Source organism: Sphingobium scionense (assembly GCF_014197035.1).
Classification (GTDB): Bacteria; Pseudomonadota; Alphaproteobacteria; order Sphingomonadales; family Sphingomonadaceae; genus Sphingobium; species Sphingobium scionense.
Genome location: NZ_JACIEU010000001.1, coordinates 52999 through 66908, shown reverse-complemented (window position 1 = coordinate 66908; position 13910 = coordinate 52999). Strand labels below are relative to the sequence as shown.

Sequence of the window (13910 nt, the reverse complement as noted above, 5' to 3'; positions counted from 1 at the left end):
CATGACGCGACTGACCGCGCTCGCTCTGCCTCTCATTGCCCTGGCGCTCGCGCCCACCGCCGCACGCGCCGATGTGGTGGCCAGGGCCGCCTCGCCTGACGGCCATATCACCCTCACCATCAGTCTCGATGGCGAGGGTCGGCCCAGCTACGCCGTGCAGCGCAATGGCAAGCCGCTGATCGCCGATTCCCGTTTGGGCTTCATGTTCACCGACGCGCCCAAGATCGAGCGCAACCTGACGCTGGCCAATGCCAGGCAGGCGAGCAGCGACACCAGCTGGACCCAGCCCTGGGGCGAGTGGGCCACGATCCGCGACCATCATAATCAGCTGACGCTGGTCTTCCGCGAGAAGGGCGATCTCCAGCGCGAGATGGACGTGACCTTCCGCCTGTTCGATGATGGCGTCGCCTTCCGCTACAGCCTGCCCGACCAGGCCAATCTCCATCACGCCAACATCGCCGAGGAACTGACCCAGTTCGCCTTCGCGCAAGGGGGCACGGCCTGGTGGAAGCCCGCCTATGAATGGAATCGCGAGGAATATCTCTACAACCGCACCCCGCTCGACGCGGTCGGCACCGCCCAGACGGTAATGACGGTCAAGCTGGCCGACGGCACCCATGTCGCCCTGCATGAGGCCGCGCTGGTCGATTATGCGGGCATGAATCTCGCCCGCGCCGAGGGCAATATATTCCGCGCCGATCTGACGCCGGGGGCGGGCGCGCCCAAGGTGTCGCGCGACGCCGGCTTCTCCACCCCCTGGCGCACCATCGCCGTCGCCGACGATGCCGCCGGCCTCTACATGAACCACATGATCCTGAACTTGAACGAGCCCAACAAGCTCGGCGACGTTTCCAGCTGGATCAAGCCGGGCAAGTTCGTCGGCGTCTGGTGGAACATGATCAAGGGCGAATGGAGCTGGGCGCGCGGCCCCAAACATGGCGCCACCACCGCCAATGTCCGCCGCTACATCGATTTCGCCGCTGCCAGCGGCATCCCCGCCGTGCTGGTCGAGGGCTGGAATGTCGGCTGGGACGGCAACTGGTTCGGCAATGGCAACGCAATGAACTTCTCGCAGCCGACCGAGGATTTCGACGCAGACGGCCTTGCCGCCTATGCGAAATCCAAGGGCGTCACCCTGATCGGCCATCATGAAACCGGCGGCTCGGCCAGCCATTATGACGGCCAGCTCGACACCGCCTTCAAATGGGCGGCCGATCATGGCGAGCAGGTGGTGAAGACCGGCTATGTCACCGATGCCGGCCAGATCGAGCGGGTCGACGCCGATGGCGCCAAGCATCGCGAATGGCATGAAGGCCAGTGGATGGTGAACCATTATCTGCGCGTCGTGCAGACCGCCGCCAAATATCATGTCAGCATCGACAGCCATGAACCGGTCAAAGATACCGGCCTCCGCCGCACCTACCCCAACTGGGTCGCGCGCGAAGGCGGCCGGGGCATGGAATATAATGCCTGGGTCGGCGGCAAGAACCCGCCCGAGCATGAGGCGAACCTGGTCTTCACCCAGTTGCTGGGCGGCCCGATGGACTTCACCCCCGGCGTGCTCAGCCTGTCGGGTTCGGAAGGCAGCACGATCCACTCGACCATCGCCAAGCAGCTCGCCCTCTATGTCGTCCTCTATTCGCCGGTGGTGATGGCCGCCGATACGCCGGAAAATTACGCCAGATATCCCGGCCCCTTCCAGTTCATCAAGGATGTGCCGACCGACTGGTCCGACACCCGCGCCTTGAATGGCGAGGTCGGCGACTATGTCACCATCGCGCGCAAGGCGAAGGGCAGCGACGACTGGTATCTGGGTGCGGTGGGCGATGAACAGGCGCGCTCCAGCAAGGTGACGCTCGACTTCCTCGATGCCGGCCGCAGCTACACCGCCGAAATCTACCGCGACGGTCCCGGCGCCGACTATCGTACACAGGCACGCCACGCGATCGTGATCGAGAAAAGACAAGTGAAGAAGGGCGACGTCCTCGCCATCGATCTTGCGCCCGGCGGCGGCCAGGCGATCCGCTTCGTCGCCAGCGGCGGCAAGCGGAAGCGGTGAAGACTGACGCCTCGTCTGTTCCTACCGTCATCCCGGACTTGATCCGGGATCCATTCAGCGCTCGCTCGCAGGTGTCGCGCCGAATGGATCCTGACTTTCGTCAGGATGACGCAGGATCGAACGGGAGCGATCAACAGCCCCGGCTGTCCTATTCCGCCTGCGCTTGATAGGCTGCGTGACCGCATGCACGCAGACTTTCCGATAGGATCAGCCGCTCGCAATTAAATATCAAAATGTGCGGGAAATGTGCGAAGTTAAGGCGAAGGATGGGGATGGCCGGGATGAATGAAATGGGGCTGGAAACCGGCGCGACGACGTCCGACGGTCGGCCGCGCCAGGGCTTCTGGGGGCTGTGGAATATCAGCTTCGGCTTCTTCGGTATCCAGATCGGCTTCGCGCTGCAGAACGCCAACATGTCGCGCATCTTCCAGTCGCTGGGCGAAAATCTCGACAATCTCGCCTTGCTGTGGATCGCCGCGCCGCTGACCGGCCTGCTGGTCCAGCCGGTGATCGGCCATTATAGCGACCGCACCTGGTGCCGCCTCGGCCGGCGTCGGCCCTATTTCTTCGCCGGTGCGCTGTTCGCGGCGCTTGCCCTGTTCGGCATGCCCAATGCGCCCGGCCTGATGGCCGCCGCGCTGATGCTCTGGATACTCGACGCCTCGCTCAACGTCTCGATGGAGCCGTTCCGCGCCTTCGTCGGCGACATGCTGGCGAAGGAACAGCATATGGCCGGCTATGCGATCCAGACCGCCTTCATCGGCACCGGCGCGGTGATCGGCTCCTCCACCCCCTGGCTGCTCGACCAGATGGGCGTCTCCAATGTCGCGCCCGCCGGCATGATCCCCGACACGGTGCGGATCAGCTTCTATATCGGCGGCGCCGCGCTGTTCCTCGCCGTGCTCTGGACCGTGCTCACCACCCGCGAATATTCGCCCGAGCAGATGGCCCGCTTTGCCCAGGCCAGCGAAGCGGCAAGGCAAGAGGAGGCGCCGCCGGTCCCCGCCGGTGGTCCGTTCTGGATCGTCGCGGGCCTCGCCATCATCGCCGCCGTCTGGGGCTGGGCGCTGGAAAAGGAACTCTATCTGCTGGGCGGGCTCCTTGCGGCCTATGGCATCGCCCGCATCGTCGCGCGCGGCCTTCATGCGCAGGGCCGGACCGACAATCTGCTCAGCCATGTGGTAGGCAATTTCGCGACCATGCCGGCGATGATGAAGAAGCTGGCGCTGGTCCAGTTCTTCACCTGGTCGGCGCTCTTCATCATGTGGATTTACACCACGCCGGTGGTCGCCCAATATGTCTTCGGATCGGCCGATCCGACCAGCGCCGCCTATAATGAAGGGGGCAATTGGGTCGGCATCCTGTTCGCCACCTATAATGGTGTCGCCGCTTTCGCCGCGCCCTTCCTGCTCCAGCCGCTTGCCCGTCGCATCGGCCAGGCCCGGACCCATGCGCTGGCGCTGACGCTCGGCGCGTTCGGCTTCCTGTCCTTCCTGGTCCTGCGCGATGCACAGGCGTTGCTCCTGTCGGAAGTGGCGATCGGCATCGCCTGGGCCTCGACCCTCGCCATGCCCTATGCGATGCTCGCCTCCAGCGTGCCGCAGACCAAGCTCGGCATCTATATGGGGCTGTTCAACGCCTTCGTCGTCATCCCGCAATTGCTGGTGGCGACGGTGATGGGCACGATCATGCGCCATTTCTTCCCGACCGAACCGATCTGGACCATGGCCTTTGCCGGCGCCGTCATGCTGCTGGCGGCGCTCGCCACCCTGCGCTGCCGGGACTGACCGGCAGCGCAGAGGGGAGTTTGCAATTACGCCGCCTGGCGTTCCGCTTCGCCGATGATGGCTTCGGCCATTTCGTCGGCGACCAGCGCGGGGGAGCGATCCTCGCGCTTGGCCTGGTCCAGTATCTGGGCGACCCGGCCGCCGATCTGATCGACGCGGGCGGCGACGCTGGCGCGGTCCTCGCCCAGATATTCGGCCGACACGCTGATGATGCCGCCGGCATTGGCGACATAGTCGGGCACATAGACGATGCCGCGCGTCCGCAGCAGTTCCGCCACATCGGGCGTCGCCAGCTGGTTGTTGGCCGCGCCGCAGACCAGGCGGGCCTGCATCGCCGCCACGCTCTGCGGATCGAGCGCGCCGCCCAGGGCGCAGGGGGCAAAGATGTCCGCCTCGACCGCGGCGATGTCGGCCACGTCCACCACATTCGCGTTCAGCACGGCGGCCAGCGTGTTGCGGCGGCGCGGATCGATGTCGGCGATCACCAGTCGGGCGCCGGCATCGGCCAGGCGACGGCACAGCGCCGCACCGACATTGCCGGTGCCCTGTACCGCGACCGTCAGGTCGGACAGTTCGGCGCCCAGCGACTGGCGGGCGGCCGCCTGCATCGCTTCGAACACGCCCAGCGCGGTCCAGGGCGACGGATCGCCACCGGCAGCGCCCTCGGCTACGTCCAGCCCGGCGACATGGCGGGTCTGGCTGGCGACCGCCTGCATGTCGGCGACGCTGGTGCCGACATCCTCGGCCGTGACATAGGTGCCACCCAGTTCCTCGACCGCGCGGCCGAACGCCTGGAACAGCGCGACCCGGTCGAACTCGCCTTCGGGCCGGCGCAGCACCGCCTTGGCGCCGCCAAAGGGCAGGCCGGCCATGGCATTCTTGTAGCTCATGCCCTCGGCCAGGCGGCAGGCATCGTCCAGCGCCGCGCCGATATCGGCATAATGCCAGAAGCGGCAGCCGCCGGCGCCCGGCCCGATCGCGGTGCTGTGGATGGCAATCACGCCGTCCAGCCCGCTGGCGGGATCAAGCAGCCGCACCGACTGCATCGGCGGGTTCAGGCGGGCAGGACGGGAAACCATATTCTTCTCCTCGGGATGATGCCGCCTTATCGCCGGTCGCCAGAGAAGAATCTTGCCTGATTTGAAGCCCGATATCGCCAATATGAGGATGAATTATCCTGTCATCGGCGATATGTAGGAAAATATGATCGAACTCGACCATTTCGAGCGGAAGATTCTCCGCGAATTGCAGCGCGATGCCAGCCAGACCACGGCGGAGATCGCGGACAAGGTCGGGCTGACCCCGTCGCCCTGCTGGCGCCGCATCGACCGGCTGGAAAAGGAAGGGCTGATCCGCAAGCGGGTGGCCTTGCTCGACCGGCGCAAGGTCGGCCTCAACGCCCAGGTCTTCGCCCAGGTAAAGCTCAACGCCCATGGCCGCGCCAATCTGGACGAATTCAGCGCCGCGATCGGCGGCTTTCCCGAAGTGCTGGAGGCGTTCGTGCTGCTCGGCACGATGGATTTCATGCTGCGCATCGTGGCCAAGGATATCGAGGCCTATGAACGCTTCTTCTTCGAACGGCTGAGCAAGCTGCCCGGCGTCCAGGAAATCAACTCGACCGTCGCCCTGTCCGAAATCAAGTCGACCCACGAACTGCCGATATGACATGGCGGCCGGTAGGCACCGGCCGCCACGCCTCACATCTTACTTGCGCTGTGCCTGGCTGGCGTCGCGGGCCGCGCGGAATTCGCTGTCGCTCGACCAGTTGGGCCAGTCATGGCCGTCGGCGACGCGGCGGCCGACATTGTAGAGCAAGGTCATGTCGCCTTCCCAGCTGCTGGTGTTCCAGCTGTCGTCATACTGGTCGGCCGGCTGGTGATAGCGATCGCGGGTATAGATATCGCCCAGTTCCTTGCCGCGCGCCGCGCCGCCATTCACCAGTTCGCGGCCCGGATTGAACGAGATGGCGGGCACGCCGCGCTTGGCCATCGGGAAATGGTCGGAGCGGTAGAAGCTGCCCGCTTCGGGGCGCGCGTCCGGCGTATAATGGCGGCCCAGCTTCTCGCCCTCCTGCGTCAGCAGGGTCAGCAGGTCCAGCTTCGCCGCGCCGGAGATGGAGAAGTTCACCGTCTTCTCGGCGGCGAAGGGGCCGTCCATGTTGATGACGCCGGCCGTGGTCGCCAGCGGGCGCAGCGGATTGTCGGCATAATATTCCGAACCCAGCAGGCCCTTTTCCTCGGCCGTCACTGCCAGGAACAGCACGCTGCGCTCGGGCTTGGGTCCTTTGGCATAGGCGCGGGCCAGTTCCAGCAGCGCGGCGGTGCCCGACGCATTGTCGCGCGCGCCATTATAGATGGTGTCGCCCTTCGCGTCCGGCGCGCCGATGCCCAGATGGTCCCAGTGGGCGGAATAGATGACGGTCTCGTCGGGATATTTGCTGCCCGGCAGGATGCCCGCGACATTGTGCGACGTGATGATTTCCGATTTCACCGCATAGTCGGCGCTCATCGTCGCCTTCAGGGGAATGGGCTTGAAGTCCTTCTTGCGCGCGGCCGCCTTGGCCGCCTCGAAATCGACGCCTGACGCGGCCAGCAGCTTGGCGGCCAGATCCTTCTGGATCCAGCCTTCCATCTGGGTGTGGGCGCTCTTGGGATCGGCGCGGACGATGTCGAACATGGTGTTGGTGTTGCTGTTCTTGACCGTCGCCCAGCCATAGGAGGCCGGCTCGCTTTCATGCACCACCAGCACGCCGGCCGCGCCCTGGCGCGCGGCTTCTTCATACTTGTAGGTCCAGCGGCCATAATAGGTCATCAGCTTGCCGCCGAAATCGCCTTCGCCGCCCTCGAAATCGGGGTCGTTGACCAGCACGACCATGATCTTGCCTTTAAGGTCCACGCCCTTGAAATCGTCCCAGCCGCGCTCGGGCGCCTTCACGCCATAGCCGACGAAGACCAGCGGCAGGTTCGCGAACTTGACCGCCGACTGGCCGGTCTCGGCCGCGCGCACGGCGATTTCCGTGCCCTGGGTCAGCGGCTGGGCCGCGCCGCCCACGGTCATCGACAGGCTGGGCGTGCCGGTGATGTTCGACATGCGCAGGGGCACGTCCTGGAACCATGTGCCCTTGTCGCCGGCGGGCTTCAGCCCGGCTGCCGCCATCTGCTTGGCGATATAGTCGATCGTCTTGGTCTCGGCGCGGGTCGCCGGGCCACGGCCTTCAAACTCGTCGCTGGCCAGGATCTTGATGTCGTTGACGATGCGCGCGACGTCGAATTGCGGCGCGGTCGTGGCCGCCACGGCCAGGGCGGAAGCGGACAGCAGCCCGGCACAGGCCAGCGTCCGCCATGCGGCGCGGGAGGCACGGGACAGCGGCGACATCGTCATGGGTAACTCCTTATCTCTCTTGGATATTCGAGCGTTTTCTAATCAGGTGGAAACACCTGATGACTCGGAAAACGCGGCAAAGCAAAAACATAGAGCAGATTTCGAGCCGACGCAGTCGGAGCGAAATCTGCTCTACGCGGCGCGAGTCAGCGGCCGGCAATGCGAGGGGATAATGCCCATGCGACGCCATATGTCGATATGGCGTGGAATTTTAGGGGCGATCGACATTCAGATGATGACGTGACGAAAATGGTGGTTTTCCGTGACCCGGAGCGCAGCGTACTTAAAGTACGTGAGCACCGGAAGCACGGAGAACCGCCATTTGCAGGCCGTCAGCGCTGAATGGCGATTGGCCCTAGGTCGCCGCCGCCATCCGTAAGGGGATGGCGGCGGCGCTTGGGTCACACCAGCTTGTTGGTGCGCACCAGTTCGCGATACCAGTCTGCGGAGAGCTTGGGCGTGCGCTTCTGGGTCTTGAAGTCGACATGGTGGATGCCGAACAGCTTGGTATAGCCATCCTCCCACTCGAAATTGTCCATCAGGCTCCAGACGAAATAGCCCTTCACCGGAATGCCTTCGCGGGTCGCGCGCTGGAGGTGGGTCAGATAGTTGCGCAGATACATGACGCGATCGGTGTCATAGACCTTGCCGTCTTCGGCCACCTTGTCGTCGGCCGAGCAGCCATTTTCGGAGATATAGAGGCCCTTGGGCTTCCAGTTCTCGGCTATGGCGCGCATCCCCCAATAGATGACCTCCGGCGTGACATAGAGCCAGGGGGAGGGCATGCGCGGCGCCTGGCCCGGATGGGGCAGGATCTTGTAGCCCGAGGGCGCACTTTCGTCGGCGCGGACAGTGTTGCCGGTATAGACATTGACCGACAGGAAATCGAGCGGCGCGCCGATCAGCTTCATGTCGCCTTCCTTGACCACCGGGGCGTCCTTGCCCTGCGCGGTCAGATAGCTGTCGATATAGCGGCCTTCCATGATCGCGGTGAGGAACATGGCGTTCTCCTCGCGCACGGCCTTCTTCACCGCCTCGATATGTTCGGGCGTTTCGATCGCGGGGACATAGATGTTGGGATTGTCGGCGATACCGACCTGCGTGCCCGACTTGGTCGCGGCGCGGATCGCCTGCACGCCCAGACCATGGGCCAGCACGCCATGGTGGCGCACCTGGTTCACCTCCTTCATCGGCAGCTTCAGGCCCGGCGCCTTGCCGCCGGTCATGTAGCTCAAATCGGTGAAGCAGCGCAGTTCGTTGACCGTCATGAAGTGATTGACGCGGTCGCCCAGCTTGCCGGCGGTGTAGCCGGCATAGTCGGCGAAGGCGTGAGCGGTGTCGCGATTCTGCCAGCCGCCCGGCAGGGCATGGGGCAGATCCCAGTGGAACATCGTGACATGCGGGGTGATGCCCGCCGCCAGCAGCCCGTCGACCAGACGGTTATAATAGTCCAGCCCCTTGGCATTGGGCTTGCCCCGGCCATTGGGGAAGATGCGCGACCAGGCGATCGAGAAGCGATAGGCCTTGACGCCCAGCGCCTTCAGCAGGGCGATATCGTCCTGATAGCGGTTATAGCTGTCGCAGGCGACGTCGCCGGTGTCGCCATTGGCGACCTTGCCGGGCGTGTGGGAAAACACGTCCCAGTTGGTCTGGCCGCGACCATCGGCGTTCACGGCGCCCTCGATCTGATAGGAGGCTGTGGCGCAACCCCACAGGAAATCGGAGGGGAAGGCGAGGTTGCCCTGCGGCGCGCCGGCGGCCGCCGTAGCGGCCTGCGCATTCGCGCCGGTGCTGCCGGCCAGGCCCGCGCCCAGCGCGGCGGCGCCCAGACCCATGCCAAGCCCCAGGCCCAGTTCGCGGCGATTGATACCCGTCATCTTCTTTGTCTCCTTATTGACCGACGATCTGCACCAGGCCGCCGATGGCCTGGCCGGTGGGCAGCTTCGTCTTGCTCGTCAGCGTCTTTGCCTTGTCGTCCCAGACCAGCTCGGCCTTCAAGCCGCCCTTGCGATAGGCATTGGTCGTGCCGTCATCGTCATAAAGGGTGAAGCGCGCATCGGCACCCGGATAAACCCGGATGCTCTCCAGGGCTTGCTTCTCGGCCGTGCTCTTCACCTGCACGCCCATCGGCACGATCGAACCGGCCTTCACGAACAGCGGGATGCGATTGATCGGGGCGTCCACCTCGATCGTCTGGCCGCCTTCGAACTTCTGGTTGGTCCAATAATCATACCAGGCGGTGCCGGCCGGCAGATAGACCGAGCGCTTGGTCTGGCCCTGCTTGGTCACCGGGGCGACCAGGAAGGCGGGACCGAACATATATTGGTCGCCGATATCCGACACATTGGGATCGTTCGGGAAGTCCATGAACAGGCCGCGCATGAACGGCGCGCCGGTGTCATAGGTGTGGCGGCCCAGCGCATAGATATAGGGGATCAGAGTGTAGCGCAGGCGCAGCCAGTCGGCCAGGATCGGCTCGGCCGCCTTGCCATATTCCCACAGCGCCGTGCCGGGGCGCTGGCCATGAATGCGCAGCGTCGGCGTGAAAACGCTATACTGGAACCAGCGCACGAACAGTTCGGGATAATCGGTATAGTCCGCACTCGCCGCCGTCATGCCGGCCGGATCGAGCAGCACCGGATGCTGCGCCTTGGGGCCGCTCGGCCACTGCCAGCCGCCAATGTCGCTGCCCCAATAGGCCAGGCCCGACGCGGTGAAGTTGAGGCCGGCGGGCACCTGCCGGTCGAGCGCTTCCCAGGTCGACTTGATGTCTGACGACCAGAACAGGCCGCCATTGCGCTGCGAGCCGAGATAGGCGGCGCGCGCCAGGATCATGTTGCGGAAATTGGGGCGGTCGCGCTCCGAGCCTTCGGCCACGCCCGACGTATGCACCAGCGGGAACAGGTTATGATAGCGGTCGCCCGAACCGATCGAATAGAAATAGCCGTCCGGCACCAGATCCGGTTCGGTCTCGTCCAGCCAGAACCAGTCGAAGCCCTGGCTCGCAATATTGTCGCGCAGCTTGCCCCAGAACCATTCCCGCGCTTGCGGGTTGGTGCTGTCGATCAGCGCGCCGGCCCGGTCGGACCGCATCGGCAGGCCGTCGACCGGATTGCCGTCCTTGTCCTTCAGGAACCAGCCCTTGGACTTGAGATACTCGAAATAGCGGCCTTCGCGCTCGAACCGCGGCCATACGCTGATGATCGACCGCATGCCCATGGCATTGAGCTGGTCGTTCATCCCCTTGGGATCGGGATAATAGGTGCGGTCGATGTCGAGCTGGCCCATGCGGGTCCAGTAGAACCAGTCGAGCACCATGATATCGAGCGGCAGATTGCGCTGGCGATAGCCATTGGCGACGTCGAGCAGTTCCTTCTGGCTCTCGTAACGCGCCTTGCTCTGGATCAGGCCGAAACCGGCCTTGGGCGGCAGCGGCGTCGCGCCGGTCAGCTTGGCATAGCCGGCATAGAGGTCATCGGTGGTCTTGCCGGTGATGACGAAGAAGGACACGCGCTCGCCGACCTGGCTCTGGAAGCGGGTCGAGCTGTGCAGGCCCGGCCACACCAGGGTGCGTGCCGGATTGTCCCAGACGATGCCATAGCCCTTGTTGGTGACCAGGAAGGGCACGCAGACGGTTTCGCCCGCTGGCGCATCATAATGATGCTGGCAGTCGATCTGCTTGCCACGCAGATCCATATAGCCTTCCTGGTTCTGGCCCAGGCCATAATAATGTTCGTCCGCCGGGGAATCGAAGCTGGCGCCGACCTTAAAGCTCTTCTCGCCATTGACCGTCACCGGCGACATTTCCCAGCCGGTCATCTTGGTGAGGACGGTGCCGCTGGCATCCTTCACCGACAGGCTGACCGGGGGCAGGGCCGGGGCGAAATATCGCTGCATCTGGGTCGGCGCGCCGGGCCAGGGCTGGGCGTCGATGGTCAGCGAGATCGCCGAGGATTTGAAGATATCGCCGGTCGCGTCGCTGCTGTGGGTCCAGCCGGTGGCATCGGCCTTGGCATTGGGGCCTTCGCCCGGTGCCGCCTGCGCCAGGTCGGGATCGACGGCGATGGTCACGCGCACGATGTTGGGGGCATAGGGCTCGATCGCGACCCGGCTGCCATTGCGGTCGAGCAGCGCCATCGGCGCGGCCAGCGCCGGTGCGGCGATGGCGATGCAGGATGCACCCAATGCGATCCCCGCCAGTCTTGCCTTATAGCGCTTTGCGATCATCCCAGTCATTCCCTGTCCTTGCATTAAACCAGACCCCGGCCGTCGATGCGGACGGCGGGGACGAAATCGATGCCGTGCGGCATGGTGAAGTGGAGGCCCGCGCCATCCTGACGGAAGGCAAGCTGGCCGCCGCCGAGCAGCGTCACCCGCTCGATTGTGCCAGTCCCATGGCCGCGCGCCAGTGAGCGGATGGTCGTAGATCCGGCGGGCTTGCCCAGGAACAGCGCATAGAGCGCGCCCTTGTTGGTGGTGAAGCGGATGTCCTGCGCGGTGAAGGGCTTGGCCTTCTCCTCATTCTGCATGCCCACGATCGCCTGGGTCGGCCCTTCGCCATAGCGCTTCCACGGCCGCGAACCGAAGATCGCCTCGCCGCCATGCACCATCCATCCGGCCATCGCGTCCAGGATTTTCTCCGCCTCGCTGTCGATGGCGCCGTCGCCGGGCTGCGGAATGGACAGCATCAGATTGCCGTTCTTCGAAACGACATCGGCCAGCCGCTGGATTACCTGCTCGGCGCTCTTGTAGCTTTTGTCGGTCAGGCGGGCGATATTGTAGAACCAGTCGCCGATGCAGGTATCGGTCTGCCAGGGCTCGTCCCAGATATGGTCGGTATAGCCGCGCTCGACATCCTGGACGATGCCGAACCGGGCATAGGGCTTCAGCTGCTTGCCGGTCATGACCACGTCGATCTTGCCGTGCCATTCGATCGACCGGTTATAATAGTCCGCTGCCGCTTCCAGCCCTACGGGTCCGAAGGGCAGTTCATGATCGTCCATATAGACCATGTCGGGCTTGTATTTCGCGACCAGGTCGGTCTGGCGCAGCAGCCAGCGGGTGACATAGGCCGGATCGTCCTTCGGTCCGGTCTCGATCCACTGGCCGTTATGGACGTCGTGCCACTTGTCCATCGCCTCGATCGTGTCGATGCCGTCGGGCAGCACGGCATGGCCGCCGGTATAGAGTTCGCGCGGGTCCAGCCCTTCCCACCATTGGCCCTTGCCGTCTTCCTTGCGCAGCCGGAACGCGTCATACCGCACGCCCTTTTGCGGGCCGACCGGATCATAGCCATAGGCCGGCTGATACCAGTGCCAGGCATGGGCGGCGTGGTTGGACACGCCGAATTTCAGGCCGGCCTTGCGCGCAGCCTTTTCCCAGATGCCGACAATATCCTTCTTCGGCCCGACGCGCAGGCTGTTCCAGGCATGGTAGCGGCTGTCATAGCAATCGAGATTGTCGTGATGGCAGGCGAGCGCCATGAAATATTTGGCGCCGGCCTTCTGATATCTGGCCATCAGCGCATCGGGATCCCACTTGTCGGCGGTCCAGAGATTCTGGATGTCCTTCATCCCCGCGACCGACGGATGGCCGTAGGTCTTGAGGTGATGCTCGTACATCGGGTGGCCCTGCATATACATGAAGCGGCCATACCAGTCGCCCTGCGCCGGCACCGATTGCGGCCCCCAGTGCGACCACATGCCCAGCTTCGCGTCGCGGAACCAGTCGGGATAGCGGTAATTGTCGACCAGCGAGGGCCAGCTTGCCTGTACCGGGCCTTTGGCGGTGCCCATCGGGCTGGCCGCGCGGGCGGCATTGGCCAGGCCCAGCGCAGCCGCGCCCGCCAGGAAGGATCGGCGTCCGAAATCCTGCATCACTTCTTCCCCAAAGTCTGGGCGATCGCGGCCTCGGCCAGCGGCCGCATGATGGCATAGCCTTCCCTGGTCGGATGGACGCCGTCGCTCGACAGGCCCGGCTTCATCGCGCCGTCGGGCTGCGCCATCGCCTTGTGATAATCGACGAAGGTGAAGCCGTTGGCGCGGGCATAATCGGCCAGCCATGTGTTGATCGCGGCGACCTGCGGCGCGGGCGTCATGCCCGGGCTCCAGGGGAAGGCGGCGGCTGGCGGGACGGAGGCGATGATGACCTTGATGCCGTGGGCGCGGGCGAGATCGGCCATGGTCTGGATATTGCCCAGCACCGTTTCCATCGTCGCCGCGCCGGTATTGCCGGCGATGTCGTTGGTCATCGCCATGATGTGGACCGCCTGCGGCTTCAGCGCGATCACGTCATTGCGGAAGCGCACCAGCATCTGCTGCGTCGTCTGGCCGCTGATGCCGCGATCGACCAGCCCGTTCTGGAACATGGTCGGGTCCAGGTTGATCCAGTTGTCGGTGATGGAATCGCCCATGAAGACGACGCGGACCTTTTGGCCCTCGATCGCCTTGTTGGCGGCGGCATAGCGGCAAAGTTGCCCGAAATCGCGGGTCAGCATGTGCAGGTTCCACAGCTTCCAGCTGGCCTCGTCGCTTGGCTTTTCATGGGTGGGGCAGGGATCGGCGACGATGCCGACCGGATCGTCGGCATGCGGATCGCCGGGCACCTTGGTTTCGGCATAAGCGGTGCCGGCCAGTCCCAGTGCGCAAAGCGCCGCCGTCAGGCGATACATCATTGTTCTCCCC

General features: G+C 64.6%; 11 protein-coding genes. 4 read left to right on the top strand and 7 right to left on the bottom strand.

Annotated elements, in window-relative coordinates; genetic code table 11:
• The first annotated feature begins 1 nt into the window (after window position 1).
• Both GGQ90_RS00280 and GGQ90_RS00275 read left to right on the top strand, forming a co-directional pair.
• Complete coding sequence (locus GGQ90_RS00280; RefSeq protein WP_188080272.1) at window positions 2–2059, top strand: glycoside hydrolase family 97 protein; 2058 nt, start codon at window positions 2–4, stop codon at window positions 2057–2059.
• A 281-nt stretch (window positions 2060–2340) separates the two neighbouring features.
• Window positions 2341–3846, top strand: a complete 1506-nt coding sequence (locus tag GGQ90_RS00275; protein WP_188080549.1) for an MFS transporter — start codon at window positions 2341–2343, stop codon at window positions 3844–3846.
• A gap of 26 nt (window positions 3847–3872) precedes the next feature.
• Here the strand turns inward: GGQ90_RS00275 and GGQ90_RS00270 are convergent, their stop codons facing one another.
• Entirely contained in the window at window positions 3873–4925 is a 1053-nt protein-coding gene (locus tag GGQ90_RS00270) for a Leu/Phe/Val dehydrogenase (RefSeq protein ID WP_188080271.1), read from the bottom strand.
• Entirely contained in the window at window positions 4870–5067 is a 198-nt protein-coding gene (locus GGQ90_RS28940) for a hypothetical protein (RefSeq protein ID WP_223178022.1), read from the bottom strand. The genes GGQ90_RS00270 and GGQ90_RS28940 overlap by 56 nt, the downstream gene beginning before the upstream one ends.
• On the opposite strand from GGQ90_RS28940, the gene GGQ90_RS00265 reads away from it, so the two are divergent.
• The gene (locus tag GGQ90_RS00265) at window positions 5050–5511 is read left to right on the top strand and encodes an Lrp/AsnC family transcriptional regulator (protein WP_004208390.1); all 462 of its coding nucleotides are present in this window, start codon (window positions 5050–5052) and stop codon (window positions 5509–5511) included. The two genes, GGQ90_RS28940 and GGQ90_RS00265, sit on opposite strands and share 18 nt — an antisense overlap.
• Window positions 5512–5550: 39 nt before the next feature.
• On the opposite strand, the gene GGQ90_RS00260 is transcribed toward GGQ90_RS00265, so the two are convergent.
• Entirely contained in the window at window positions 5551–7227 is a 1677-nt protein-coding gene (locus GGQ90_RS00260) for a M28 family metallopeptidase (RefSeq protein WP_069337403.1), read from the bottom strand.
• On the opposite strand from GGQ90_RS00260, the gene GGQ90_RS00255 reads away from it, so the two are divergent.
• Entirely contained in the window at window positions 7226–7471 is a 246-nt protein-coding gene (locus GGQ90_RS00255; RefSeq protein WP_188080270.1) for a hypothetical protein, read from the top strand. The genes GGQ90_RS00260 and GGQ90_RS00255 overlap by 2 nt on opposite strands.
• A gap of 157 nt (window positions 7472–7628) precedes the next feature.
• Here GGQ90_RS00255 and GGQ90_RS00250 read toward each other — a convergent pair whose 3' ends face one another.
• Genes GGQ90_RS00250 through GGQ90_RS00235 form a run of 4 tightly spaced genes read right to left on the bottom strand, consistent with a single transcriptional unit; the run spans window position 7629 to window position 13900 of the window.
• Window positions 7629–9104: a GH1 family beta-glucosidase gene (locus GGQ90_RS00250; RefSeq protein ID WP_188080269.1), complete on the bottom strand. Its 1476-nt coding sequence runs from the start codon at window positions 9102–9104 to the stop codon at window positions 7629–7631.
• 13 nt (window positions 9105–9117) lie between these two features.
• Complete coding sequence (locus tag GGQ90_RS00245; RefSeq protein WP_188080548.1) at window positions 9118–11454, bottom strand: glycoside hydrolase family 31 protein; 2337 nt, start codon at window positions 11452–11454, stop codon at window positions 9118–9120.
• A gap of 23 nt (window positions 11455–11477) precedes the next feature.
• Window positions 11478–13103, bottom strand: coding sequence for an alpha-L-fucosidase (locus tag GGQ90_RS00240; protein ID WP_188080268.1), 1626 nt, complete (start codon window positions 13101–13103; stop codon window positions 11478–11480).
• Window positions 13103–13900: an SGNH/GDSL hydrolase family protein gene (locus tag GGQ90_RS00235; RefSeq protein ID WP_188080267.1), complete on the bottom strand. Its 798-nt coding sequence runs from the start codon at window positions 13898–13900 to the stop codon at window positions 13103–13105. Before GGQ90_RS00235 ends, GGQ90_RS00240 begins: the two co-directional genes overlap by 1 nt.
• Between the last annotated feature and the right edge of the window lie 10 nt (window positions 13901–13910).

Excerpts from the sequence above, each read along its gene's own strand:
- GGQ90_RS00280 (WP_188080272.1), top strand. The coding sequence starts at position 2 with ATGACGCGACTGACCGCGCTCGCTCTGCCTCTCATTGCCCTGGCGCTC.
- GGQ90_RS00275 (WP_188080549.1), top strand. The coding sequence starts at position 2,341 with ATGAATGAAATGGGGCTGGAAACCGGCGCGACGACGTCCGACGGTCGG.
- GGQ90_RS00270 (WP_188080271.1), bottom strand. The coding sequence starts at position 4,925 with ATGGTTTCCCGTCCTGCCCGCCTGAACCCGCCGATGCAGTCGGTGCGG.
- GGQ90_RS00265 (WP_004208390.1), top strand. The coding sequence starts at position 5,050 with ATGATCGAACTCGACCATTTCGAGCGGAAGATTCTCCGCGAATTGCAG.
- GGQ90_RS28940 (WP_223178022.1), bottom strand. The coding sequence starts at position 5,067 with ATGGTCGAGTTCGATCATATTTTCCTACATATCGCCGATGACAGGATA.
- GGQ90_RS00255 (WP_188080270.1), top strand. The coding sequence starts at position 7,226 with ATGGGTAACTCCTTATCTCTCTTGGATATTCGAGCGTTTTCTAATCAG.
- GGQ90_RS00260 (WP_069337403.1), bottom strand. The coding sequence starts at position 7,227 with ATGACGATGTCGCCGCTGTCCCGTGCCTCCCGCGCCGCATGGCGGACG.
- GGQ90_RS00250 (WP_188080269.1), bottom strand. The coding sequence starts at position 9,104 with ATGACGGGTATCAATCGCCGCGAACTGGGCCTGGGGCTTGGCATGGGT.
- GGQ90_RS00245 (WP_188080548.1), bottom strand. The coding sequence starts at position 11,454 with ATGATCGCAAAGCGCTATAAGGCAAGACTGGCGGGGATCGCATTGGGT.
- GGQ90_RS00240 (WP_188080268.1), bottom strand. The coding sequence starts at position 13,103 with ATGCAGGATTTCGGACGCCGATCCTTCCTGGCGGGCGCGGCTGCGCTG.
- GGQ90_RS00235 (WP_188080267.1), bottom strand. The coding sequence starts at position 13,900 with ATGATGTATCGCCTGACGGCGGCGCTTTGCGCACTGGGACTGGCCGGC.